This is a genomic window from Actinokineospora lacus (assembly GCF_053813445.1).
Genome location: NZ_JBQERA010000002.1, coordinates 304,837 through 330,573, shown reverse-complemented (window position 1 = coordinate 330,573; position 25,737 = coordinate 304,837). Strand labels below are relative to the sequence as shown.

At 71.8% G+C, this 25,737-nt stretch carries 17 protein-coding genes; 9 read left to right on the top strand and 8 right to left on the bottom strand.

What is annotated here, in order from left to right; genetic code table 11:
- Positions 1-116 precede the first annotated feature (116 nt).
- Both ACTG9Q_RS05950 and ACTG9Q_RS05945 read right to left on the bottom strand, forming a co-directional pair.
- On the bottom strand, positions 117-6,788 hold the full coding sequence (locus ACTG9Q_RS05950) for a LamG domain-containing protein (protein WP_455571595.1): 6,672 nt from the start codon (positions 6,786-6,788) through the stop codon (positions 117-119).
- A 72-nt stretch (positions 6,789-6,860) separates the two neighbouring features.
- Positions 6,861-8,591, bottom strand: coding sequence for a BTAD domain-containing putative transcriptional regulator (locus ACTG9Q_RS05945; RefSeq protein WP_455571594.1), 1,731 nt, complete (start codon positions 8,589-8,591; stop codon positions 6,861-6,863).
- Between the two features lie 342 nt (positions 8,592-8,933).
- On the opposite strand from ACTG9Q_RS05945, the gene ACTG9Q_RS05940 reads away from it, so the two are divergent.
- Complete coding sequence (locus ACTG9Q_RS05940; protein ID WP_455571593.1) at positions 8,934-10,637, top strand: hypothetical protein; 1,704 nt, start codon at positions 8,934-8,936, stop codon at positions 10,635-10,637.
- A 184-nt stretch (positions 10,638-10,821) separates the two neighbouring features.
- Here ACTG9Q_RS05940 and ACTG9Q_RS05935 read toward each other — a convergent pair whose 3' ends face one another.
- On the bottom strand, positions 10,822-11,955 hold the full coding sequence (locus ACTG9Q_RS05935; protein ID WP_455571592.1) for an epoxide hydrolase family protein: 1,134 nt from the start codon (positions 11,953-11,955) through the stop codon (positions 10,822-10,824).
- Between the two features lie 60 nt (positions 11,956-12,015).
- Here ACTG9Q_RS05935 and ACTG9Q_RS05930 point away from each other — a divergent pair, with 60 nt between their 5' ends.
- From ACTG9Q_RS05930 to ACTG9Q_RS05905, 6 genes are all read left to right on the top strand, one after another.
- Complete coding sequence (locus tag ACTG9Q_RS05930) at positions 12,016-12,960, top strand: helix-turn-helix transcriptional regulator (RefSeq protein ID WP_455571591.1); 945 nt, start codon at positions 12,016-12,018, stop codon at positions 12,958-12,960.
- A gap of 244 nt (positions 12,961-13,204) precedes the next feature.
- On the top strand, positions 13,205-14,293 hold the full coding sequence (locus ACTG9Q_RS05925; RefSeq protein WP_455571590.1) for a ScyD/ScyE family protein: 1,089 nt from the start codon (positions 13,205-13,207) through the stop codon (positions 14,291-14,293).
- Between the two features lie 355 nt (positions 14,294-14,648).
- The gene (locus tag ACTG9Q_RS05920; RefSeq protein ID WP_455571589.1) at positions 14,649-15,623 is read left to right on the top strand and encodes a glycoside hydrolase family 11 protein; all 975 of its coding nucleotides are present in this window, start codon (positions 14,649-14,651) and stop codon (positions 15,621-15,623) included.
- A gap of 200 nt (positions 15,624-15,823) precedes the next feature.
- Entirely contained in the window at positions 15,824-16,018 is a 195-nt protein-coding gene (locus tag ACTG9Q_RS05915) for a hypothetical protein (RefSeq protein ID WP_455571588.1), read from the top strand.
- 115 nt (positions 16,019-16,133) lie between these two features.
- Positions 16,134-16,637 carry an RNA polymerase sigma factor gene (locus ACTG9Q_RS05910; protein WP_455571587.1) on the top strand — a complete coding sequence of 168 codons (504 nt, stop codon included), beginning with the start codon at positions 16,134-16,136 and terminating at the stop codon, positions 16,635-16,637.
- A gap of 52 nt (positions 16,638-16,689) precedes the next feature.
- Entirely contained in the window at positions 16,690-18,873 is a 2,184-nt protein-coding gene (locus ACTG9Q_RS05905; protein ID WP_455571586.1) for an EAL domain-containing protein, read from the top strand.
- A gap of 143 nt (positions 18,874-19,016) precedes the next feature.
- Here ACTG9Q_RS05905 and ACTG9Q_RS05900 read toward each other — a convergent pair whose 3' ends face one another.
- The 5 genes from ACTG9Q_RS05900 to ACTG9Q_RS05880 form a co-directional block, all read right to left on the bottom strand.
- A complete protein-coding gene (locus ACTG9Q_RS05900; RefSeq protein ID WP_455571585.1) occupies positions 19,017-19,619 on the bottom strand; it encodes a DUF3618 domain-containing protein in 603 nt (200 codons plus the stop codon).
- Positions 19,595-20,029 (bottom strand): phage holin family protein, encoded by a 435-nt coding sequence (locus tag ACTG9Q_RS05895; RefSeq protein WP_455571584.1) that lies wholly within the window; start codon positions 20,027-20,029, stop codon positions 19,595-19,597. The genes ACTG9Q_RS05900 and ACTG9Q_RS05895 overlap by 25 nt, the downstream gene beginning before the upstream one ends.
- Positions 20,026-20,805 (bottom strand): hypothetical protein, encoded by a 780-nt coding sequence (locus ACTG9Q_RS05890; RefSeq protein ID WP_455571583.1) that lies wholly within the window; start codon positions 20,803-20,805, stop codon positions 20,026-20,028. The genes ACTG9Q_RS05895 and ACTG9Q_RS05890 overlap by 4 nt, the downstream gene beginning before the upstream one ends.
- Before the next feature lie 133 nt (positions 20,806-20,938).
- Positions 20,939-22,420, bottom strand: coding sequence for a hypothetical protein (locus tag ACTG9Q_RS05885; RefSeq protein ID WP_455571582.1), 1,482 nt, complete (start codon positions 22,418-22,420; stop codon positions 20,939-20,941).
- On the bottom strand, positions 22,417-23,268 hold the full coding sequence (locus ACTG9Q_RS05880) for a phytanoyl-CoA dioxygenase family protein (RefSeq protein WP_455571581.1): 852 nt from the start codon (positions 23,266-23,268) through the stop codon (positions 22,417-22,419). Before ACTG9Q_RS05880 ends, ACTG9Q_RS05885 begins: the two co-directional genes overlap by 4 nt.
- Positions 23,269-23,442: 174 nt before the next feature.
- Between ACTG9Q_RS05880 and ACTG9Q_RS05875 the strand changes: the two genes are divergently transcribed.
- A complete protein-coding gene (locus ACTG9Q_RS05875) occupies positions 23,443-24,228 on the top strand; it encodes a DeoR/GlpR family DNA-binding transcription regulator (protein WP_455571580.1) in 786 nt (261 codons plus the stop codon).
- A gap of 421 nt (positions 24,229-24,649) precedes the next feature.
- Entirely contained in the window at positions 24,650-25,720 is a 1,071-nt protein-coding gene (locus ACTG9Q_RS05870; RefSeq protein ID WP_455571579.1) for an ABC transporter substrate-binding protein, read from the top strand.
- Positions 25,721-25,737 lie beyond the last annotated feature (17 nt).

Genomic DNA, 25,737 nt, shown 5'->3' with positions numbered 1-25,737 from the left:
TGCCATTCCGGTGCGTATTCCGGTGCGTCGTCCCGGGGCGCTGTTCCGGGGCGGTGCGTTGATTCCGGGGTGGGGACGGTGCGGGCGGGGATCGGTCCCCGCCCGCACCGTCCGCGTCAGGCGCCCGGCGCCGGGACCGCGGTCAGCACGTACCCGAGCAGACCGAGCACGGGCCGCCCGTCACACGTCGGGCTGGCGGCCTCGAAGCGGTTGTTGGGCGATGCCTGGCACTGGTACAGGGCCTGGCTCTGCAGACCGGGCGGCGGCGCGGTCCAGATGCCGCCGACGGTGTGGACCACGGTCGCGCCCCCACAGGTGGGGTCGGTGGAGAGGAACCGGTCGTTGCCGCTCAGGCAGGACTGCAGCTTCTGGGTGCCCGGTTCACTCGCCGAGCGGGCGAGCAGGCCCAGGGTTCCCTCCCTGCGGTAGCCCGGCGCCATGCCGCTGGTGGTGGCGGCGTGGTCCGGCCTGCGCGAATCGAGGTAGCGGACCAGCGGCGCGTACGCGAGCAGGTGCCCGAGCACCCCGTCGGCGGTGCCGCCCTCGCAGGCGGGGTCCATCGAGTCCCCGCGCTCCTGCCCGAAGCGGCAGGCGTGCAGCGGGGCCGTCGACACCCCGGCGGGCGGCTGGGTGTAGGCCCAGCCGAGGTCGGCCAGCTTCGTCGAGCCCCCGCAGTCGGCCGCGGTGGAGGTGAAGCTGTCAGTGCCCGCCAGGCACGAGTACAGCCGGTGGGTGCCCGGCGCCTCGGCGTCGAGCAGCATCCCCAGCGGGCCCTCGTACTTGTACTGGTCCGGCATCGGGGCGAACTGGTCCCAGAACCCGGAGGACGCGTCGACCGAGCGGTGGTCGCCGGTGGCGTTGACGAAGCGCCCGAGGTGCCCGCCCGACGGCGCGGGCCGCGACGCCCGCGCGAGGATGTCGTGGTCGCGGGCCACGCCGAGGTCGGTGGTGACCTCGTCGACCGCGCCGGGGAAGAACTCCGCGGGAAGCCCGTTGACCTTGCCGCGCCCGATGCTGAACCCGCCGTTCGCCTGCCAGAGCAGGACGTTGCCGCGGGTGCCGACCAGGTGCCCGTCGACGTAGATCCTGAGCTGGCGGGCGGGCAGGTCGTAGACCCCGGTCAGGTGGGTCCACCGGTTGAGCGCAGGCGGGTTCACCGACGCGGCGTAGACCGTCGGCACGTTGTCCGCGTCATGGGTGGCCGCGCCGAACATCCAGCGGTTGACCGCGGGCCGGTACTGGACGGTGAAGCCGCTCTGCCGCGAGCCGTCCTGCCCGAGGACGGTCGCCGTCTTGTCGCCGCGGGAGAGCCTGGCCCACGCCGAGACGGTGAAGCTGTCGCGCATCGGGACACCCACGTTGGCGGCCGTCGCCGACGCCGAGACGCCGTCGAGTCCCAGGGCCGTGCCGGAGACGCCCTGCGGGTAGGACACCGCGCCGCTCGCCGTGGTGGGGTTGGCCCGCCAGGAGGCGTCGGTGACCGTGCCGTCGTCGAAGCGCCACGTGCCGTGCGAGACGGCGGGGGCGTCGTCGTGCACCCGTCGGACCTCGCCGTCGGTGAGGGCCTTGGTGAACGCCCGGACGTCGTCAACGCCCTTGGGGAAGTAGCACGCCTTCGCACCGTTCCACTTGCACCGGCCGACCGACAGCGGGCCGGTCGACGGCTTGGGGACGATGTCCGTCTTGACCCCGGACAGCGAGCCGTTCACGTAGAGGCGCAGCTGGGTGCTCGGTTTGTGGTAGACGACCGTGAGGTGCGTCCACGCGTTGAGCGGCGCGGGTTCCAGCGACAGGACCTGGTCCAGTGCCGCGTTGGTCGAGTCGGACTTCGGCACGACCGCGCCCCACTTCTGGGCCCCGGCGTCGTACTGGAGGTAGAAGGTGCTCATGACGTTGCCGTCCTGGCCGAACACCGCGGCGTACTTGGTGCTGTCGGTGAGCGCCACCCAGGCCGAGACCGAGAAGCTGGTGGAGGTGTCGAGCACTGTGCCCGCGGTCTCGGCGTGGCCCCCGTTGCCGTCGAGCCAGAGCGACCCGGCGTCGCGGCCGCCGTTCCAGCCCGCGGCGCCGTGCAGCGTCATCGGCCTGCCCGCGGCGCTGGTGTCGGCGGCGGTGGTCCCGCTGCCCTCGTTGAACTTCCAGTGCCCGGCGTTGGCCACCGGCATGGCCGCGTCGGCGCCGACCGCCGGGTAGGAACGGACCAGGGCGGTGACCCGGGCGTCGTCGAGGGCGCCGGAGTAGAGCCGGACGTCGTCGACGCTGCCGTGCCAGAAGCGGTGCGTCGCGCCGTTCCTCCAGCCGTGGCCGATGGTCAGCCCACCGGTGCCCTGCCACGGCTTCACCAGGGTGCCGTCGTCCTCGTAGTTGCCGTTGACGTAGAGGTAGATGGCCTTCGCGCTCGCGTTGTACACGCCGGTCAGGTGCACCCAGCTGTTGAGCTGGTCGGGCCGGACGGCGATGGCGGCGTCGGTGATCCACCCGTCGTCCTCGGGCATCTCGAAGACCCACTTGCCGTCGTTGCCCTGGTCGTCCATGCGGTGGCCGAGCCGGAACTTGCTGCTCGGCTCCGTGCCGCCGCCGTCGAGGGCGACCGCGCTGCGCATGCACACGGAGGTGGCGTCGAAGTCGCAGTCCTTGCTCTCCAGGTTGACCCACGCGCTCACCGTGAAGCTGGCGTCGGTGCGCACGTCGACGGCCTCGGTGGTCACCACGTCGTCGACGCCGTCGAGCCGCACGGCGTTGCCGACCCGGCCGGGGGCGAACGCCGCCCCGCCGCCCAGCGCGGCCTGGCGGCTGCCCGCCGTGTCGCCGGAGGTGGCGCCGGTGCCCTCGTCAAGGGTCCAGTTGTGGCCGAGGCTCTGGTCACGGCCCGCCATCGAGGTGATCTCGGCGGCGAACAGCGGCCTGCTGTACACGGCCACGTCATCGACGGCGCCGGGGAAGTAGTCGGTCACGACGCCGTTCCACTTGGCCCGGCCGACCTGGATCGCCCCGGTGGCGCGGAACCCCCCGGCGTGCGGGGCCGAACCGGCGAGCACTCCGTTGACGTACAGCTCCACCCGGCCCAGGTCCTTGCGGTACACCCCGACCAGGTGCGTCCACACGCCGGGCTGGGCGATGGCGCCGCTGGCCACCTCACCGCCGTTGCCGTTGTGCACGTCGGCCTCCTGGACGCGGAAGGACCACTTGCCGTTGGGCAGCGCCCGCAGCCAGAACCCGCTGACGTTGGTCCCGTCCTGCGACATCACGGCCGGGTGGCCGCCGATGCGGTCCAGCCGCGCCCAGGCGGTCACCGCGAAGCTCTCGTCGGTGCGGATGACGCCGGGGAAGTGCACGTGGTCGTCGGTGCCGTTGAGCCGGACGGCCAGGTCGTCGGGGTTGGGGATGTCGGTCTGCCCCGCGGAGTACTCGGTGTCGGCGGGGTTGCCCGTGAGCTCGGCCCGGTTCCGGGCGTCGAGGAGGTTGCCGTCGAAGCGCCACTGCCCCGCGCTGACGTTGTCGCGGCTGAGCAGCCCGCGGACCTCGTCGAGGGTGACGGCGCGGCCGAGCACCCGCACCTCGTCCACGGTGCCCGGCAGGTGCTGGCTCGGGACGCCCTTGACGAGCGCCCGGCCGACCTGGAAGGGCCCGCTCGCGTTCCACGAGACCGGGCGGGTCGTCTCGCCGACCATCACGCCGTCAACGTAGAGGCGGACCTTGTCAGTGTCGGCGTCATAGGTGCCGACGAGGTGGGTGTAGCCGTTGACCTTCGGGACGGCGGTCGCACCCGCCCAGTAGTACGCGGCCGGGGTGTCCACATCGGCGTCGACGAACACGAAGACCCAGCGGCCGTTCTGGTACTGCAGGCAGAACCCGCAGAACCGCGTGCCGTCCTGCGAGAGCACGGTGTAGGTGCCGGTGTCGAACCTGGTGAGCTTGACCTGCGCGGTGACGGTGAAGCTCTGGTCGGTGCGCACGACCGGGCCCGTGGTGGCCATCGCGTCGTCGATCCCGTCGAGCAGCAGCCCGCCCCCGACCGCGCCGGCGGCGGTGAACGCCGCGCCCTTCTCCAGCACGCCGTCGATCCCGCCGTCGACGGCGTTGCGGGCGGTGGCGCCCGTGCCGTCGTCGAGCTTCCAGTGCGCCAGCTGCACGCCGCTGGTGCTGACCGCGGCCTCGATCTCCGCCGCGCTCAGGACCCGGTCGTGGACCTGGACCTCATCGATCGCGCCGGGCCAGTGGTTGGTCTGGGCGCCGTTCCAGAGGGAGCGCCCGACGGCGAACGCGCCGGTGGCGTCGAACCCCTTGGTGCGCGCGGCGGTCGCGGTGTCCGCCAGCTTGCCGTTGACGTAGAGCCTCATGTTCCCGGCGGTCGGGTCGAACACCCCGGCCACGTGGGTCCAGGTGTTCAGCGTGACGGGCCGTTTCACGCGCACGGCCTCGTCGGCCGGTCGGGTCGCGCTGTCGGCCGACGGGCTGTAGAGCTCCCACTGCCCGCCGTCGGTGTTGCGGTAGCCGAGCATGAACCCGCTGACGACACCGCCGTCCTGCGAGAGCGCCGTGTAGGTGTGGCCCGCCGCGGGCAGGCTGCTGAGCTTGACCCACGCCGAGACCGAGAAGGGTCCGTCGGTGTGCACCGCGGCCGGGGCGGTGAGGTGGGCGGGCGCGCCACCGAGCGCGGCGGCGCTGCCGACGGCGCCCTGGGCGGTGAAGCCCGCGCCGCCCCGCAGGGTGGCGTGCCGGTCGCCGAGGAACGCGGTGTCCCTGGCGTTGCCCTCGAACGAGTACTGCGCCAGCGCGCCGTTGCCCGCCCGGACGTAGAAGCGGTGCTCCTCGACCGGGCTCTTGTGACCCGCGCGGTCGACGGACTGCACGTACAGCGTCTGCGGACCGTCTTCCTCCGGGGCCAGCGGGATGGTCGCGCTGCCGCCGAGCGCGTTGGCGGCCACCGGGGTCGACGGATCGGGGTGCCAGCCGTAGAGGTAGTGGTCGATGTCGTTCTTCGACGGGTCGGGGCCGGTCCAGTTGGGCTTGAAGGTGAAGGTGTCCGCCACGCCGACACCGCCGTGCCAGCGGTTGTCCTCGGTGTACACCGTGGCCTCGACCAGCGGCTTGGAGGTGATGCCCACCCGGTCGGACACGAACCGGCCCGACCAGTCCACCCAGGCGCCGGCCGCGCGGCCGTCCCCGGCGATCGCGCCGAAGGAGATCATCTTGCCGTTCTCGGCGTCACCCAGCCCGAGGGTGACGTCGTGCAGGCTGCCGGACGGACGGAACGCGCTCCACCCGGTTTCCCCGGCGACACCGTTGCGGGAGATCCGCCAGTTCGCGTTGACCTGGTCGCCGTCCGGGTCGGACATCCTGGCCTTCAGCCGGATGCTGTCGGCGCCGTAGTAGGACACGCCGTCGCACCAGCGGCAGGGCGGATTCAGCGAGGGCTCGGTGTGCAGCTCGGTGGGGTTGTGCGGCGCGGTGTTGTAGTTGATGGTCAGCGTGGTCGACGCCGGGTCGTACTTGCGCCAGGCGCCTTGGTCCGTGGAGTCCTTCGCCGTGATGAGGAACGTCGTGAAACCGGTCATGCTGATGTGCTCGGTCGCGATGCCGTGCCCGACGGGCTTCCAGCCCGAGCAGTTGGTGTACACGCCCTGGGCGGTGAACTCGGCCAGCAGGGTTCCGCCCGGCTTGTTGTTCCAGGTGGTCCCGGTCCCGACCGGGCTGTGGGCCCGGTAGAACATGTGCTGCTTGTTGGTGCAGTTCGGGCTGGAGCGGATCGCGGTGTTGAACGTGGCGGTGTGGACCGCGCGGCCGTTGAGGGCGCTGGTGTCCCACTGGAAGTACGACCACGCCTCCTTGATGCCGTCGCAGTAGCCCACGTCGTAGCACTGGCCGACCTGCGCGGTCGACCCGTCGCCGCTGGAGTTCCAGTAGGTGTCGTTCGGCTTGCCCGAGAGCACGCTGGTCCAGCCGTGCTTGCCCGGCGTCCAGTCCGGATCGATGGTGACCGGGAAGACGGTGGCCGGGTCGGCGAGGAACTTCAGGTCCGGCCTGAGGTCCATGGTGCCCTTGCCGAGGGCGATGGCGACCCGCGTCTTGCGCGACTTGGCGTCCCACATGACCGCGGGCGGCGAGCTGAAGACCACCGCGCCCTTGCCGTCCACGGCGCTGAGCGCGCCGGACTTGTCCGCCCGCACGCGCAGCCCGCCCGCATCCACGCGCATCCGGATCGACTTGAGGGCGGGGTTCTTCGCCGCGGCGGGCGTCTTGACGACCAGGTGCTGGCGGTAGCCCGCGCGCTCGGCGTGCATCAGCAGGTCGACGCCGGGCAGGACCTCGGGGTAGGTGGCGGTGGCGCCGTCGAGCACGGGCTCGGGCAGCGGCGCGGGCCAGCGCACGCTGAAGCGCTTGCCCTCGCTGCGCATCTGCGCCAGCGGCGCGTCATCACCGCCGCCGGAGAGCACCAGCTCCCCGACCGCGGCCTTGGGCTCGACCGTCCCGTCGGGTCTGCGCTGCAGGTCCTGGTCGACCGGTCTCCACGCGCCGCCCTTGAGCACCCGCACGGGCACGGCGTGCAGCTCCGCGGTGAGCGTGCCGCCCGGGTTGGCCCACACCACGCGGGTCGGGGTGCGCTCGTCGAGCACCTCCACCCGGGAGTTCTGGAGCTGGGCGGCCGTCATCGCGGTCACCTCGTCGGGCGCCTCGGCCAGCGCCGCCACCGGCGGCTCGACGGGCCCGTTCACCACTGTGACGGCGATGGCCGCCCCCAGCAGGGCCGTCACCGTCCCCGCGATCACCACACGACGCAGCCGCACTTTTCCTCCAGCGTAGGGCACTTCTGGGAGCAGGCTGCTCGACGCCGCCTGCGTTTCGCCTGCATTCCGGTTTCAGCCCGCGGGGGCCAGCTCCGGGCCCACGGACACGCAGCCCGCGGCGAACTCCCGGATCAGCTCCGGCAGCCCGAAGCGGTCCGGGCCGTCGCGGGTGACCAGGTTCGCCGCGGCGAGCCGGTCCAGGACCCGGCCCGCCGCCAGCGGGCTGGTGCCCAGCAGCCGGGCGGCCTCCGTGGAGCTGAACTCGCCCAGCGCCGACAGCGCGCACAGCGCGGCCCGGTCGTCGGCCCGCAGCGCGGTCCAGGAGCGCGCGACGCTGGTCAGGACGGAGGGGCCGTCGTCGCCGTCGATCGACAGCGCCGCGAGCCTGCCCGGCCCGGCGAGGTCGGCGGCGAGGTCGGCCACCGTCCGGTGCGGGTCGGCGGCCAGGTGGGCGCCCGCGATGCGCAGCGCCAGCGGCAGGTGAGCGCACAGCCCGGCGAGGCGGGCCAGCGCGGCGGGCTCGGCGGCGGCCCGCGCCTGCCCGATCTGGGCGGCCAGCACCGCCATGGCCGCCGCCGGGTCGAGCGCGGGCAGCCGGACCCGGTCCAGCGCCTGGCGCACCGCGAGGGCGCGCAGGTCGTCCCGGCTGGTGATCAGCACCGCCACGCCGGGGATGCCGGGCAGCAGCGGCTGCACCTGGCCCGCCGACCTGGCGTCGTCGAGCACGACGAGCATGCGCCGGTCGGCCAGCAGGCCGCGGAACAGCGCGGCGCGGCCGTCCAGGTCATCGGGCACCCGCTCGCGCGCGACGTCGAGCGCGCCGAGGAAGCGCCCGAGGACCTCCGAGGGCGTCAGCGGCGTCTCGGCGGCGAAGCCGCGCAGGTCGACGTGGAGCTGGCCGTCGGGGAAGCGGGCGCGCAGCCGGTGCGCGAGCCGCACGGCGAAGGCCGTCTTCCCGACCCCCGGCGCGCCGCACACCAGCACGATCGACGGGCCGTCCGCCTGCTCGGCCGACAGCAGCGCCTCGACCTCGGCGAGCCGCTCGCCGTGCCCGGCGAACCCGCGCACGTCCGAGGGGAGCCCGCCGACGGCGGCGGGCGCGGCGAGGACGGCGCGGTGCGCCGCGCGCAGCTCGGGCCCGACGTCGATCCCCAGCTCGGCGCGGAACCTGCGGTCGAGGTCGCGGTACACGCCCAGCGCGTCGGCCTGCCTGCCGCAGCGGTGCAGCGCCAGGATCAGCCGCGCCCACAGCGTCTCCCGCCACGGGTGCTCGCCGGTGAGCCGCACCAGGTCGCCGAGCACCTCGTGGTGGCGGCCCAGCTCCAGGTAGGCGCCCGCGCGCCGCTCGGCGGCCCGGACCCGCTCCTCCTCCAGCCAGGGCGCCACCTCCTGGCGCAGCGCGTCGGCCGGGACGTCGGCCAGCGCGGGCCCCCGCCAGCACGCCTCGGCCCGGTCGAGCCACTCGGCGCGCTCGGCGGTGCTCCCCGCGCGCTCGGACGCGGCGACGGCCGCGGTGAACCGGGCGAGGTCGAGCGCGTCGTCGCCCACGGTGATGAGGTAGCCGTCGGGGCGGGTCAGGATCAGCGCGGGGCGACGCGGGTCGTCGGCGAGCAGCCTGCGCAGCCGCAGCACGTAGATCTGCAACGACTTGCGCGCGCTCGCGGGCGGTCTGTCACCCCAGAGGTGCTCGACCAGCCGATCGACCGGCACCGACCGGTTCGCCCGCGCCAGCAGCGCCGCGAGCAGGACCCTCAGTTTGGGTGTGCTGACCTCGACCTGCCGCCCGTCGACGCGGACCTCCATTGGTCCGAGCAGCCCAAACTCACGGTGAAACCCCATCGTGCCCCCAGTGTTCGCCCCCCGGGCGGCAGCTCACAGCACGGAATGTCCGGCGGCAACGGTTTCATCCACAGCTAAAGGACGGACTTCGGGTAACAGATACTTGCTCCGATCGCGGCGCTCGGATCGGCGGCGACCGAAACGCGCGGCGGCCCGGCCGCGATAACGCGGGCAGGGGTCGGGCGCCCACCCGGGTCGAGCACGACCTCGCCATGGACCGGCGACGCCCGAGCCAGGGAACCGAAGCGGCTCCCGGCCGTCTAGGTGGGCAACACGGGATGATCACCGCTGAGAGGGTGGCCGGGCATGACGAGCACTGGTGGCAACGACGTCGACGCGAGGACGGCGCTGATCGCCGCGCCCACGCGCGCCGAGCAGGTCGTTCCCGACATCTCCGCGCGGTCGGCGGCCTGGGCCACCGGGCTGTTCAAGAAGCTGGACCCGCTGCCCACCGGGCGGGCGCCGCTGCGGGTCGACGTCGTGGGCGGCGGGCCGGTCGGCCTGGCGTTCGCCTGCACCGTGCGCGCCATGATGGGCGACCAGGTCGTCGTGCGCGTCCACGACCGCCGCTGGCGCAGGCAGGGCAACCGGGTGGTCTGGATGGGGCGCGCCGAGGGCAACGTCCGCCGCGAGCAGGTGGTCACGCTGCAGAGCAACGTCTGGTCCACGCTGCCCCACCAGGTCCAGCGCCGGCTGTTCGTGGAGGGCCGCTACGGCGAGATGTGGCCGCTCGGCCCCGACTCCCCCGCCGAGCGCGGCAGGCCCCGCAACATCAAGATCCGCTGGATCGAGGACTGCCTGCTCGACATGGCGCAGGACGTCTACGACATCGAGCTGATCCCCGGCGCGTACACGCCCCCGGCGGCGTACGGCGGCGCGCACATCCTCGCGATCGCCGACGGGGCGAACTCCCCGACCCGGACCCGGCTCACCACCCACTTCGGCACCCCCGACCGGAACTTCTACTCGGTCAACGGCGAGCAGCTGGTCGAGACGGTGCTGGGAATCCGGGTCAAGGGCACCGTGCCCGACGAGCACACCGTCCCGCTGACGGTCAGCCAGAACCGGTACCTGTTCAACTCGCTCGGCGGCGGGTTCATCAACATGCGCCTGACGGCCGAGGAGGCCAGTGAGATCGTCGCCATCGGCGAGGACAGCCCGGTCGACTGCATCCAGAAGTACCGCTGCATGATGCTCCCGCGCGGGGACCGGTTCGTGTGCGACCGGCACCGGGCCGTGTTCAAGCCCTCGGTGGACCGGCTGTCGTTCCTGTGGCCGCGCATCCTGGAGGGCGCCCGCCTGTTCGGCGCGGCCCCGCAGGACATCCTCGGCATCACCATGTTCCGCCTCGGCATGACGCAGAACGCCCGGTTCACCGCGCAGCTCGCGCCGACGACCTTCGGGTGCCTGATCGGCGACGCGGCCAACTCGCTGCACTTCTGGCCGGGGCGCGGGCTCAACACCGGGGTCAAGAGCGCGCTGTCGCTGGCGGGCACCCTGCGCTCGCGCTGGCAGGGCAAGCCGCTGCGCTCGTCGGACTTCTCCGCGCACGAGGGCCTGATGCAGCAGCTCCAGTACCGCGAGAAGTCCCGGGCGTGGACCACGATGGTGATGCCCGACGAGAACGGCATGCCCCGGGGCATCGAGGACCGCCTCCGCGCGGGCTTCCCCGGCCCGCACGACCGCCAGGCCCTCACCGCCGAGCTGATGACCCGCGTCCGCTCGATCAAGGCCCGCCTCGCCAGCCGCATGAACTCCCTGCCCGGCGACGACTGGTACCTGGCCAGGCTCGGCGTCCTGCACGTCAAGACCCTGAAGGCCCTGGTGGAGAGCGGCCCGTGGATCACCCGCGAGATCGGCGGCGACGAGGTCTCCGTCGACGTCGACGTCCCCGCCCTGGACTACCCCGCCCTCGACCGCACCCCCGCCCCCATCTCCGACACCGTCGCCTGGCCCGTCACCGAGCGCGACGAGGCAGACCCCGCCCTCCCCGCGGTCCCGGTGCACTGACCCGGGCTTTCCGCAGCTCTTCGCCCGCCTGCCTGTCCGCCGGACTCCGCACCGCGCGTTGACCGGAGCACCGGCTCGGGACTCCCGTGGGGGACGGGAGTCCCGAGCCGCACCTTGTCCTCAAAGGATCATCTCGGGGCGACCCCGTGCCATGCTCCATTATGGACAGTCAGCGTGCCGGCGTTCAGCGCAGTGCGGCGAAGAACGCGCGGATGTCCTCGGCGAGGACGTCGGGGACCTCGAGCGCGGCGAAGTGGCCGCCACGCTCGAAACGGCTCCAGTGCACGATGTTGGTGTTGTCGCGCTCGGCGAAGACGCGGATCGTCTGGAAGTCGTCGGCGAAGACGGCGACGCCGGTGGGGGCGGTGTTCACGGGGGCGGGCCCGTCCGTCGCGGCGGCGGCGTTGTCGTAGTACGAGCGGGCCATGCCCGCCGCGGCGTTGGCGAACCAGGCCACGGTGACCTCCAAGAGGATGGTCTCCAGCGGGACCAGGGAGGTGCCGTTGCCGAAGGAGTTGAACAGCTCGCTGTAGGCGAGCAGGCCCAGCGGCGAGTCGCTCAGGCCCGCGGCGACGGTCTGCGGGCGGCTGGCGTTCATCGTGTTGTACCCGCCGACCTTCTGGAACCACCGCATGTGCTCCAGGCCGGCGTAGTCCTGGGGCTCCAGCCGCTCGAACTCCGCGGGGTCGCCCGACGGGAAGGCGAACAGCTGCAGCACGTGCAAGCCGATGAACCCCTCCGGCGCGAGCAGCCCGAGCTCCCTGGCGACCATGGCGCCGTTGTCGGAGCCGTGGATTCCGTAGCGCCGGTAGCCAAGGCGGCGCATGAGCGCGTCGTAGGCGCGGGCGACGCGGGCGGTGGTCCACCCGCTGTCGGTGACCGGGGTGGAGAAGCCGTAGCCCGGCGCGTCCGGGACCACGACGTGGAAAGCGTCCTCCGCGCGCCCGCCGTGGGCGACCGGGTCGGTGAGCCGGTCGATGAGGTCGAGGTAGTCCACCGACGAGCCGGGGTAGGTGTGGGCCAGGAGCAGCGGCGTGGCGCCGGGGTGCGGGGACTCGGCGTGGATGAAGTGGATCGGCTGGCCGTCGATGTCGGTCACGAAGTGCGGGTGGGCGTTGACGCGCTCCTCCGCGGCGCGCCAGTCGAACGCCTTCCACGCCTCGACGGCCTCGCGCAGGTAGTGGTTGGGGGTGCCGTGCTCCCAGGTGTCGCCGGGCGCGGGCTGCGGGAGGCGGACGCGGTCGAGGCGCGTGGCCAGGTCGTCCAGCTCGGCCTGGGCGATCTCGACGCGGAAGGGGCGGAGTTCGGTGTTCGTCATGGCTCAGACGCTACGGTGCATATAGGAACGTTCAGTTCCTACTTGCCGAAGGAGTTCGCCGTGCCCGACACCGCCGCGCGCCTGCTCGCGCTGCTGTCGCTGCTCCAGTCGCGCCCGTCGTGGAGCGGGACCGAACTCGCCGAGCGGTTCGGCGTCAGCACCCGCACCATCCGCAACGACGTCGAGCGCCTGCGCGGGCTCGACTACCCGGTCGAGGCCACGCGGGGCGCCACGGGCGGCTACCGCCTCGGCGCGGGCGGCAAGCTGCCCCCGTTGCTGCTCGACGACGAGGAGGCGGTCGCCGTCGCGATCGGGCTGCGGGCGGGCCGCGGCATCGCGGGGATCGCCGCGGCCAGCGCCCGGGCGCTGGCCAAGCTCGAACAGGTGCTCCCGCCGCGGCTGCGCCCCACGGTCGAGGCCGTCGCCTCGGTCGTCGACCACGCCCCGGAGAACACCGGCACCGACGCGCCCGACCCCGAGGTCGACCCGGCGGTCCTGCGGGCGGTCGCCGCCGCGATCCACCACGTCGAACGGCTCCGCTTCGACCACCAGGACGCGCCGCGCGTCGTCGAGCCCTACCGGCTGCTGGCCTGGCAGCGCCGCTGGTACCTCGTCGCCCGCGACCCGTCGAGCGGCGGCTGGGAGGTCTTCCGCGCGGACCACATCACCCCGCGGACGCGCACCCACCACCGGTTCGCCCCCACCCCGCTGCCCGGCGGCGACTACGCCGCGTTCACCATGCGGCAGGTGGCGAGCAGCGGCTGGAACGTGCACGCCCGCCTGCTCATCGCGGCCCCTGCGGCGGCCGTGCTCGACCGGATCAACCCGGCCGTCGGCGTCGTCGAGGCCGTCACCGGCACCACCTCGGTCCTGGTCACCGGCGCGGACTCGCTGGACACCATCGCCGCCTACATCGGCATGCTGGACATGGACTTCACCGTCGAGTCCCCGCCGGAACTGCGCGCCAAGCTCCACCGCCTCGCCGAGCGCTACACCCGCGTGTGACCGGCGAGCCGCAGGCCCCTGATTTCCGGGCTCCTGTGAGCGGCGCTTGGTTGGCCTGTCGCCCACCCGCCGCGCGTGCTTGCCTGCCGTCTCCTCTGAACGTCCTTGTGCGGCAAGGCGGTTGGCGTGCGGAAACGTGTCGATCTTGCGGGCCGGTTGCGGTGGTGCGCCGACACTCGGTCACCCGGGCACGCTTTCCCCTGCTGGTCCTGAGTGGACAAACACGTTCTGGGAGGAGCTCAACGTGACCATCCGAGCCAGGATGGGGTCGGCCATCGGCGCCGCACTCATCCTCACCCTGCTCACCCCCGCGGTCGCCACGGCCGACGGGGGTGTCACCACGATCGCGACCGGGCTCAACAGCCCGCACGGCCTGGCATTCGCGCCCGACGGGTCGCTGTACGTCGCCGAGTCCGGCACCGGCGGCGCCGGGCCGTGCTTTCCCGGCAGCCAGGCCGACGTCGAGTGCTTCGGCGCCACGGGTTCCATCACCAGGGTCAACCGCGGCCGCCAGCACCGGGTGGTGACCGGTCTGCCGTCGATCGCCCCGGTCGACGGCTCACGCGCGATCGGCCCGTCGGACGTGGCCTTCGTCGGCGGGCTGCCGGTGTTCACCAACGGCCTGGTGATCGCCGCCCACACGCGCCCCACCGTCCTCCCCGCCGCGGGCCAGGACGCCGGGTGGCTGATGGCCGCGGTGGCGGGCCGGGCCGTGCGGATCACCGACATCGCCGGCTACGCCATCCGGACCGACCCCGACGGCGGCAACCCGAACTCCCTCGCCGTCACCGGCGCGGGCGTGGCCGTCGCCGACGCGGCGGGCAACACCCTGGTCCGCGTCGGGCTGGACGGCCGCACCACCACGATCGCCCGGTTCCCGAGCCAGGACGTCGAGGCGCCGCCGGAGCTGGGGATGCCGCCCGGCTCCGTGATCACCGCCCAGGCGGTGCCCACGGCCGTCGTCGTCGGCCCGGACGGGGCGTACTACGTCGGTCAGCTCACCGGTTTCCCCTTCCCCGTCGGCAAGGCCAGCGTGTTCCGGGTGGTCCCCGGCCGGGAGCCGACCGTCGTGGCCACCGGCTTCACCAACATCATCGACATCGCCTTCGACCGCCACGGCTCCCTCCACGTCCTCGAGGTGGCCCACAACGGCCTGCTCTCCGGCGACCAGACCGGCGCCCTGATCAAGGTCGGCCGCGACGGCGCGCACCAGGTCCTCACCACCGACCTGACCGGCCCCGGCGGCCTCGTGATCAAGGACAACGCCGCCTACGTCACCGACTGCGGCGTGTGCGCGGGCACCGGCACCGTGCTGCGCATCCCCCTGCCCTGACCCCATCCAGCCCGCGCGCCGACAGGGGCGGACCACACGGTCCGCCCCTGTCGGCGTCTGCCAGAGGGCACCGCGGCCGAGGAACCGGCCCTGCCCGCCGATTCGAAATTTTCGCAATGCCTGCCGGGTTTCGATAATCCTATGACCTCCCGAAAACCGCAGGTAAAGCCATGATTTCCGAAACATTAACGAAAACCGTTGACTACCGCTCGGAGCCAGTCTGATACTGGCTCTATCGGCAGACTTGACCACTGCTGATCGGGAGTCACCCCGCAACCGGTATTCCGACCGCATGGCGGTCGGCCATTCCGCGCCGCGTTGACAACGCCTGCCTCACCGAGGAGGACGCACGCCCATGAAGACCGCCCCTGCCCCCGCGCCCAGCCGCAGACGTGGAGCCATCAGACTGCTCGGCCGTGCCTTCGCCATCGCGCTGGTCGCGGCCGCGACAATCGCACCCGGCACGGCCAACGCGGCCATCTCGACAAACCAGACCGGCACCCACGACGGCTATTTCTATTCATTCTGGACCGACAGCCAGGGCACGGTCTCGATGGAGCTGGGCGGGGGCGGCAATTACAGCACCTCGTGGCGCAACACCGGGAACTTCGTCGCGGGCAAGGGGTGGCGGACCGGCAGCCGCAGGGCGGTGACCTATTCGGGCACCTTCAACCCCTCCGGCAATTCCTACCTGACGCTCTACGGGTGGACGAGAAACCCGCTCGTGGAGTACTACATCGTCGACAACTGGGGCACCTATCGGCCCACCGGCACGTACAAGGGCACCGTCACCAGCGACGGCGGCACGTACGACATCTACCAGACGACGCGCTACAACGCCCCGTCGATCGACGGCATCAAGACCTTCAACCAGTACTGGAGCGTCCGCCAGTCGAAGAAGACCGGCGGCACCATCACCTCGGGCAACCACTTCGACGCGTGGTCCCGCAACGGGATGAGCCTGGGCGCCCACGACTACATGATCATGGCCACCGAGGGCTACCAGAGCAGCGGCAGCTCCAACATCACGTTGGGCAGCGGCGGCGGCGGGGGCGGCGGAGGCGGCAGCTGCACCGCCTCCCTGTCCGCGGGCGACCAGTGGAGCGACCGCTACAACCTCAACGTCGCCGTGTCCGGCTCCAGCTCCTGGACCGTGACGATGAACGTCCCCTCCCCCGCCAAGGTCATCTCCACCTGGAACGTCGGCACCAGCTACCCCTCCGCCCAGCAACTGGTCGCCAGACCGAACGGCAGCGGGAACAACTGGGGCGTCACCATCCAGCACAACGGCAACAGAACCTGGCCCACGGTCTCCTGCGCCGCGGGCTGACCCCGCGAAACCACTCCCAGCGCCACACTGCCAGCAACCGGGCAGTGTGGCGCTTTTCGCTTCCACCTCCAGCGGCAGCCGAACGTGCTGGTCATCGTGGTGGCAAGTCACACGATCGTGTGACTCGGTGTCCTCGTTCCGGGGCCGAGCGCGTCGTTCTGGCGAGCGCCCCGAGAGCGGGCGAAGCACCGGAGGCCAACTTGAACACCACGGCCGTCGCGCTGGCGGGCTGGTTCTGCCCCGCCGCGTTTCTTCTCGGCTGGACGCTGCGGAGCTGGACACCGCAGGGCTGGACACCGCGGGGCTGGACATGCCAGTTCACGCCACCAGCCGTCCCGCAGCCGGTCGCGCCGACAATCGTGATCATCGACCCGCACGAGGGCTCGGGGCGGTGACACAGGACGACCCGGGCACCGGCAAGATCCGCCGTCGCCGTCAGCAGGAGTTCTCGGACCTGCACGCCGCGGTCGGCCTGGCCTGCTCCACTACCTGAAGCACAGATTCCCGTCCGTGGACGCCGAAGTCGTCGCGCAGGAAGCCTGGCTGCGCACACTGGGCAAATGGGACGCGATCAGCAATAGGCGCGGGTACCTCTTTCGAGTCGCGCAGCGGGTCGCCATCGACAGTCTCAAGCTCGCGCGGAAGCATGTGCCGCTCGAATCGGCCGGTGACGTCGTCGAGACGAGGGCCGCCGATCCACTGCTGGCCTGCGAGGTGCGCGAACTCGTCAAGGCCATCGCGCTGCTGCCCGAGGCCCAGCAGGAGGTCATGCACCTGGTCGTGGGAGAGCTGGACGTGCGCGAGATCGCCGCGGTGCTGGGGAAGAGCGAGGCGGCCGTGCGCAAGAGCATGCGGCGGGCCAAGGCGGAGCTGGCCAGACAGGGCTTCGGGGAGCCGCCCCAGCGCCGCGCGCCGCGCCGATCCCGCCCGGCCGCCGACCCGGCACCGGAGCACAGCGCCAAGAATGACAGCCAACCGCACGATATCTGCGGAATCGGGGCCCGCGATGCTTAGCCTTTTCCTCAGCCGTATTCCCGGCACTCGAGCCTACCGACAGCACCAGGCCGTGACGCGCAGGATTCGCCGAGCCGGGCAGGCCATTCGCGGGCAGTACGACCCCGCGACGCTCGAGTTGGAGGCCCGTCGCCTGTTCAAGCTCGCCGAGGACGCGAGCGAGCCCGCCGGGTCCGTCGGCGACGTCCTCCCGCTGAGCGACGCCGCGTCCGCGTGGGCGCAGGCGCTGGCGGCGCGCACCCACACCCCGCACAGTCCGGCCGCCCTGGAGGACGCGCTGCTCGGGATCGTGGAGCGGATCGTGCGCTCCAGCCCCCGCGAGCTCGCGCAGGTGGCGCGGGAGGCGGGCGCGGAACTCGGCGAACGCCTGCGGGTGATGCCCGCCGCCTTCGAGGACCTCCTGCAGGTGCTCATCCCCTGGATCGAGCACCACCACCGCGGCCGGGACGACGACGGCCACCCCGTGCGCGCGAAGGTCCTCGCCGCGCTGGCCGCGGGCTACGCGCAGGCGGTCGTCGAGCGGCTGCTCGACGGGCAGCTGAGCAACACCAAGAACGTCGGCGCGATGCGGGAGCAACGGGCCCACGCGATGGTCGCCTCCGATCCGTACACCTTCACGCAGTCCATGGAAACCTGCGCCGACGTCCCGATGATGGTGCTGGACCGCCGCGGGGTGGTCCTGGGCGCGAACGGCGCGGCCAAGGCACTGCTCGCCCTCGGCGACGACCAGGGTTGCTACCTGGAGGACACCGGCTACACCGCCGCGGACTCCATCACGGTCAAGGACATCATCGAGTCCCTGTCCCCCGCCGTGCCCCTGCACGTCGACTACGCGGTCGCCTGGCCGGAGGGCACGTTCAAGGCGTGGGTGCGCCTCACCCTGCAGTGGCACCCGGGCAACGCGCACAACCCGGGCCGCGTGTGCGCGGTGTTCGAGGACGCGACGAACCACCACGTGTGGCGGCGCCACCTCGACCAGCTCGCCAACCGCGACGAGGTGACCAACCTGCCGTCCCGACGCGCCTTCCTCGCGAGCGTGCAGAACCTGCTCGACTCGACCAGCGTCCGGGACGACCTGGCGGACCGGACGGTCGGGATCTGCGTGATCCGCCTGGTGGGCCTGACGAGGATCACCCGGGAGCTCGGCCTGCACCTGAGCGACCTCGTCATCAAGACCCTGGCCGCCCGCACCGCCGCGGCGCTCGCCGGGCTGCCCGACACGATCACCGCCAGGCTCGACCGGGACACCCTGGCCGTCATGATCGGTGACCGGCAGAGCTGGGCCGCCGCGGCGGACACGATCAAGCGGCTCTCCGCGTGGCTGTCCGAGCCCGTCCCCGCCCGCAAGCACCGCTTCGCCATCACACCACGGGTCGGGGTGGCCGAGGCCAACACCCGCGGCCTCACCGCCGGGGACCTGCTCGCGCGCGCCGAGAGCGCGCTCGACAACGAGACGACCACCACCCGCAGGCCGTGGACCATCATCGACAACGGGTCGGACGGGCAGGCGCGCACCAGCCTCATCGCCGCGCTGCCCGACGCGCTGGCCCACGACGAGCTCGCACTGACCTACAGTCCGATCGTCCGGGTCGACGACACCGCCATCGCGGGGCTGCGCATCCACATCCGGTGGAACCACCCCGACTACGGCGACATCGCCGCGGACCGGGTCGTCGGCGCGGCCGACGAACTCGGCATGGACCTCCCCCTCGCCCGGTGGGCCCTCAACACCGCCACCCGGGACGCGCTCAGCGCGTCGGGCCTTCCTCCGCACCTGCTGCACCTGGCCCTCCCGGCCGAGGCGTTCCTGGGCGACGACAACAGGACCCGCCCCCACATCGAGGCGCTGGAGGGCATGGGAACCAGCCTGGAACTGCGCGGTTTCGGCACCCGGTTCGCCGCGTTCGGCCACCTCACCGCGATCCCCCTGACCGGCGTGATCATCCCGCGACCGCTGACGACCCACCTGCACAACAGTCCTGAGCACCGCGGCATCCGCGGCGTCGCCCACTCCCTGATGGGCATCACCGCGGACCTGGGGTACACCGTGCAGCTCGACGGCATCACCACTCCCGACCAGATCCACGACGCGCGGCTCCACACCGTGTGCCACGCGCACGGACCGCTCTTCGGAACCGCGCTGCCCGCCGAGGACATCACCACGCTCCTGGACGAGGAACCCGCCGGGCACACCTGGATCACCGCCCACGGCCGCGTTCCCCTCCAACGGCGCTGATGTCTCCAACGGCGCCGGCGGTGGCGGCTTCAACAGCGCCGGCGGTAGAAAGCAGCAGAAAGCGGTGGAGGGCCGGGGTTCGGCCCTCCACCGCTGGTCTTTCCGCGCGTCCTGACTACATCTGGCTGACTACATCTGGCTGACTACATCTGGCGGCGGGCGTCGTGCTGGACGTTGCCCGCGCTCTGCTGGGCCTGGCCGCGGACGTTCTCGACTGAGGAGGCGGCGTCCTGCTTGACGTTCTGCGCCGCTTCCTTGGCCTTGTCCTGGACGTTGTGCGCGGCTTCCGCGGCGGTGTCCTTGAGGTTCTCGCCCAGTTCCGCGCCGACCTGCTTGGCCTGGTCGATCAGCGGCTGGGCGTGCTCGCCGACGGCCTGGGCGACCTGCTGCTCCTTCTTGGTCGTGGGCAGCAGGGTCGCGGCGAGCATCCCGCCGCCGAAGGCGATCAGGCCCGCGGCGAGGGGGTTGCCCTTGGTCTGCTCCTCGACCTGGCGCAGGCCGTGCTCGGCGCTGTCCATCATCGAGTCCTTGGATCCCATGACCTTGTCCTTGGTGGATCCCATGACCTTGTCCTTGGTGCCCATCACCTTGTCCCTGGTGCCGCGCAGCTTCTGGCGGACCCGCTGCTTGCCGCGATCGGCGATGCGGCCGGGGGTGACCCGGTCGGTCACCTCATCGATCGTCGAGCCGAGGTGGTTGCGGGTCTGCTCGATCTCGTGCCTTATTTCGTTTGCGCTCGTGCCCATTCTGCGTCCTCCTTCAGCGTTTCGACGGTCTGGCGCGGGATCGGGGAGACTTCCCGGAGTTGCTTGCGGCCGCTCGTGAAGAGCACCGCCGCCGCGATCCCGTACAGGACCGCGACGATCAGGAACGCCCAGCCGACGTCCATGTTGGCCACCTCGGACAGGCCCCACGCGATCGCGAAGGACATCAGCAGCAGCGCGAGGTAGCCGATCACGGCCGCGGCGCCGAGCTTGCCGCCCGCCTTGGACGCCTTCCGCGCCTCCTCGCGCATCTCGACCTTGGCCAGCTGCAACTCCTTGCGCATCAGCTCACTGATGTCGCGGGTCGCCTCGCTCAGCAGCTGGCCGATCGACTCGTCTTGGCGCCTCGGCGGGGAATCGGCCGCTCGGTGGTCGATGTGGGGTTGCGTCATGACCGCGCACCGCCCTGGTACGGCGACCCTCCCTGGTACTGAGGCCCGCCCTGGTACGGCGACCCTTCCTGGTACTGAGGCCCGCCCTGGTACGGCGGCCCATCCTGGTACGGCGACCCTCCCTGATACTGGGGCCCTCCCTGGTACAGCGGCGTCTCGACCTCCGGCATCGTCGACACCGGCATCGGCGGCGCGGCGGCCTGGTGGGAGTACTGCGCGGTCAGCTCGTCCGTGGCGGGCGCCCCACTGGCGGACACCCCGCTCTGGGACTCCTCCTTGCGGGCTTCACTGCCCGCGCGCAGCAACCTGCTGGCGGAGAACCCGGCAGCCGCGGCGACGAGGAGGAACGTCCCCGGCCGCCTGCGCGCGAAGCTCTCGGCGTCCTGCACGATTCCCTCGAAGCCGCGCGACTCCACCCGGCCGACGACCTCGTGGATCTTGTCGGCGGCCTGCCGCACGTAGTCGGTCAGCGGCCCGGCCTCCTCGGGCCTGCCCTGGGCGAGCGCGTCCACGTGCTCGCCCAGGCGCCGCAGCGACTCACCGACCTTCTTCGTCTGCTCCTCGGCCTGGTCCCGCAGCTGCGACTTGGCGTCCTGCGCGACCTTGCGGGCCTCGCCCTTGGCCTGGTCGACGACCGCCTGGCCCTGGGCGCGCGCCTCTCGCGCGACGCCCTTGCCCTCCTCGGCTGTCGTCTGCGCGACGGCCCTGCCCTCGTGGCGGACCTTGTCCGCCGTCCCGTTGGCGGAATCGCCCTGCCAGCCATGAGTGGATGTCACGCTCATCCTCCTTCGTCCTCGCGTGAGGAACCTGTCGGCCCGCGACACGGGCCGATGACGTCCTCGTTGAGGGGGGACTACCCACGGATGGCGGGAAAACACACATCGGCGGCGGAGAATCTGCGGCGAGTTCTCAAACCCGGGCGCGCATCACAATGAGGTCGCCGTGGCCGCCGTAGCCCAGGACCGGCTCGGCGTACTGGGTGCCGTCGAAGGTGATCATCCACCACTCGCGCCCCACCGGGAGGAGCATCGGGTGCGGGATGTTCGTGCCGTACGGGGCGTCGAGGGTGCCGAGCTTGCGCATGGCCATGTCGTAGACCGGGTACTCGCGGGCGTCGCCGTCGCTGGCGAAGACGTACCAGTCGCGCCCGACGCGCTGGATGATGGGGCCCTCGGTCTGGTCGAGGCTGTTGTCCGCGCCCACCAGCCTCGTCTGGGTGTAGTCCGCGCCGCGGGGGGCGATGGCCAGGGCGGGGTGGAAGACGAACGCGGGCTGCTGGGCCTCGCTCTCCACGAAGGCCAGGTGCCAGCGGCCGTCGATGCGGGTCAGCGACGGGTCCCACGAGCTGACGCTGGTGGGCAGGGGCAGGCGCGCGGTGGGGATGACGTGGACGCCGGAGAGGACGTTCGCGGTGGTGGTGGCGTGGCGGATGTGCACGCCACGGAAGGCGAAGTCGCCCCAGGAGCTCATGGTGAGGATGAACCGGCGGGCGCGGTCGTCGTAGACGATCTGGCCCGCGTGGTCGCCGAGGACCACGCCGTCGCGCTCGAAGAACAGCACCGCGACCTGTTCGAGGCGGGTCGGGTCGGCCAGGTCGAGCGTCCACACCGCCCAGTGCGCCTGCTGGAAGAACCCGAGCCCGGCGTTGGTCATGGTCAGGTACAGCTTGCCGTCGCGGATGAACGGCCTGCCGTCGGCGTGCTGCACCACGTGCGGGTCGCGCACGCCCGCCTGGCCGTAGTACCCCGCCTGGACCCGGCCGATGGCGACCGACCCGTCACCGCGCCCGCCGTAGGTGTAGCTGAGGGCGCCGAGCACCGCGGGCACGCGTAAGTCGACCAGCGCGCGCACCTTGTCGCGCTCGCTGAGCAGCGGCTGCCAGCCCGTGCCCGTGCCGGTGGGGTCGACCAGGGCGGTGACGGCGTTCTCGTTGACCACGACGGCGAACCGGAACGGCCCGCTCACCCGCGCCTCGGCGGACTTGACCACGGTGGTCGTGCCGTTGACGGTCACCTCGATCGTGGCCCGCCCGGCGCTCGGGTCGAGCGTGCCCAGGACCGACGTGCCGCCACCGGCCAGGCCCGCGACGACCACCCCGGCGCCCTCGACCCGCTGGACCTCCACCAGCACCGAGCCGTACGGCGCCCGGGGCCGCACCCCGGTGTGCACCAGCGTCGCGCGCGGGGCCGGGGTGATCGCGGTGTCGTACTGGACGAAATTCGGTGCGATCAGGTCGAACGGGCGGTACTTGTGGGTGGTGGAGAAGTGCAGGTCGAAGGGGCTCAGGCCGGGGGCCGCCGCCGCGGGGGCGGCGCCGAGCAAGCCGGTCATCGCACCCGCCGCGCCCGCGCCGAGCAGCAGGGTGCGTCGATCGATTCCGCGTACCGTCATCTGTTCTCCTTTGGATTTCCGGACACACCCATGACCAGGCCCTCGATGGTGTGCTTCTGCGCGATGGGCGCCAGCTCGTCCACCAGCCGCACGGGCAGGTGGGCGCGGACCTCATCGGGCAGTCGGGCGTGGTAGTCACGGGTGCAGACCAGGTCGTGGCGTTCGTCGTTGCCCGCCCCGGGCGCGTCGACGCCCAGCACGAGGGTGGGCCGCGGCGTGGCGGACGTGTTCGCCGTGCCGCGGTGGATGGTCAGGGCGCTGCGCGCGGAGATGTCCCCGCGCCGGGTGAGCCTGCGCCTGGCCAGCCCGGCGTAGCGCGGCCAGTCGGCCCTGGGCGGGAACATGCCGTGCTCGAAGTCGGGCGAGTCCTCCCACTGGGTCCCGGGCGCGATCTCGAAGGGGCCCATGTCCGGGGTCACGTCGACGGTGGTGATGTTGAACGCCAGCGAGGTGAACCGGTGATCGAGCACGGTCTCCCGCGGCGCGGGGAAGTCCCGGTGCCACGGCTGGTCGACCGCGCCGGGCAGCGGGATGTCGAAGCCGATCTCGACGATCCGGTAGTCCTCCCCGAGCACCGACCGGCACACGGCGCTGACCCACGGGTGGGTCACCAGGTCGACGAACCCGCGCAGCCGCTGCGGGTGGATCTCGACGTAGAAGCGGTTGGGCCCGCGGCCGATCGCGCCGTCGGGACGCGCGCGGGCCTCGGCGAAAAGCTGCCCGATGTCCTCGCCCAAGCGGTCCACCCAGTCCACCGGGAAGGCGTTCTGACAGCCGATGATCCCGTCGGCGTGGAGCCGCTCGATCTGGGCGCGCATGTCGGCCGGGGCCTGCCTGCTGTCCGTCATCTGCCCTCCCTGCGGGCCGTTGCGGGATAACCAGGTGGTACCGGGATCGGTGCGAAAGCGCCAGGCATTGATCGAAAGTGGCGCACCGGCCGCCCGGAAACGGTCACCGGCCGATCACGCCCCGCACAAAGTGCGTCTCCCCAAACGGCGCGGTCTGGGTTACGGTCCGAAGTCATGTTCGCCGCCGAACGTCGACAGGTGATCCTGGAACTGGTTCGGACCAATGGAGCGGTGTCGCTGCGGGAGTTGGCCAGGATCGTCAAGACCAGCGAGGTCACCATCCGCCGTGACCTGCGCTTCCTCGCCGACGAGGGGCTGCTGGCCCGCAAGCACGGCGGCGCCGTGGCCACCGACCGGCCGACCTACGAGCCGAGCTACTCGGAGAAGGCGCAGGTGGCGGGCGAGGAGAAGGCCGCCATCGCCGACCTGGCCGCCGAGTTGGTCTCCCCCGGCGACGCCATCGTCCTCGGCGCGGGCACCACGACGCAGGCCCTCGCGCGGCGGCTGGCCCGGCTGCCCGACCTGACGGTGGTCACCAACTCGCTGCTGGTGGCCCAGGTGCTGGCCAGGGCCAGGGGCATCGAGGTGATCATGCCGGGCGGCATCCTGCGCGGGTCGATCTTCGCCCTGGTGGGCAGCGCCGCCGAGCAGGCCATAAGCGGACTGCGGGTGCAGCGCGCCTTCCTGTCCGGCAACGGCCTTTCCGCCGGTCACGGACTGTCCACACCGAACGCCGCGGTGGCCGGGGTGGACCGGGCGATGGCCGCGATCGCCGACGAGGTGGCCGTCATCGCCGACCACACCAAGATCGGCGTGAACACGATGGTCCAGACCGTGGCGCCGGGCGAGATCGCCCACGTCTTCACCGACAGCCGCGCCCCCGCCGAGGAGCTGGACAGGCTCAGGGCCGCGGGCGCGGTGGTGCACCTGGCCCACCTGGACACGGCGTCCTCCGCCTGACCAATCACATTCGATCAGGGGTTTCTGTTGGATTCTGTTTCATCGGCCGGGCACGACGCTCGCCAGCCGGACGGAGCAACGAACTCCGGCGGTCGGTCCCATGTTATCGCTAACAACATGTATCGCTTGCCCCGCAAGAGGATTCGTCGCGCTGACCACTGGCCTGGACCATCGCGACTGGACTAGCCTCCAGCTCGTGCGCTCCCCGAGCCGATGTTGAAACCCACTCGTTTCGTGGTGATAAGTGTTGACATTTGTTCGGAGTGGACGTCAAATGGATCGCACCGCTGCCCGGCCGGGGGCAGGCAGACGATCTGAGCGCAGGCGGCGCTACGCGGTCCCACCGAACGAGCCAGAGCGCCGGTGGGCGGGGTCGGTTCCGGCCCCGCCCACCGGCTCCCACCGACAGCAGGAGTCATTGATGACACGGACGAAAGCCCAGCGGTGGGCGCTCGCCGCCGCGTGCGCCGTCGCCCTCGCGGGCTGCACCAACCCCGGCCAGGACGCGGCCCCCGCACCGGGCGCGGGCGGCAACGACGAGCAGGTCGTCAAGGAGAGCCAGGCGAGCGGGAGCACCTGCGCCCTGGAGAAGCACGGCGCCGAGAAGCTGGACCTCAGCGGCGCCGTCGTCGGCTTCTCCCAGTCCGAACCCGACACCGCGGCCTTCCGGGCGGCGGAGACGGCATCGATCCGCGCGGCGGCCGAGGACGTGGGCGTCAAGCAGCTGCTGGTCACCAACGCCAACGGCGAGCTGCCCAAGCAGATCGCCGACATCCAGAACCTGCTCAACCAGGGCGCGCAGTTCCTGATCGTCGCGCCGGTCAACTCCGACGGCCTCGACCCGGCCCTCGACGCAGCCAAGCAGAAGGGCGTCCCGGTCCTCACCATCGACCGCAAGGTCACCAACACCCACTGCGAGCACTACATCGCCTTCATCGGCTCGGACTTCTACGAGCAGGGCAAGCGCGCGGCCGACGCGATGAACAAGGCGACCGGCGGCACGGGCAAGGTGGCCATCCTGCTCGGGTCCTCCGGCAACAACGTCACCGACAACCGCAACGCCGGGTTCAAGGACCAGGTGAAGGCCGAGTACCCCGGCCTGGAGATCGTCGCGGAGCAGACCGCCAACTTCGCCCGCGACGAGGGCCAGGCCGTCGCCGAGCAGCTGCTGCAGTCCAACCCGGGCATCACCGCGATCTACGCGCACAACGACGAGATGGGCCTCGGCGCGGTGACCGCGGTGCAGGCGGCGGGCAAGCAGCCGGGCACGGACGTCAAGATCGTCTCCATCGACGGCACGCGCAACGCCGTGCAGGCCATTGTGGACGGAAAGATCAACGCGGTGATCGAGTCCAACCCGCGCTTCGGCCCGCTCTCCTTCGAGATCGCGAAGAAGTTCTACGCGGGCGAGGCCATCCCCGAGGACGTGATCATCGAGGACGACGAGTACAACGCCGACAACGCCAAGGCCGAACTCGGCAACTCGTTCTAGGCGACGGCGACGAGGGA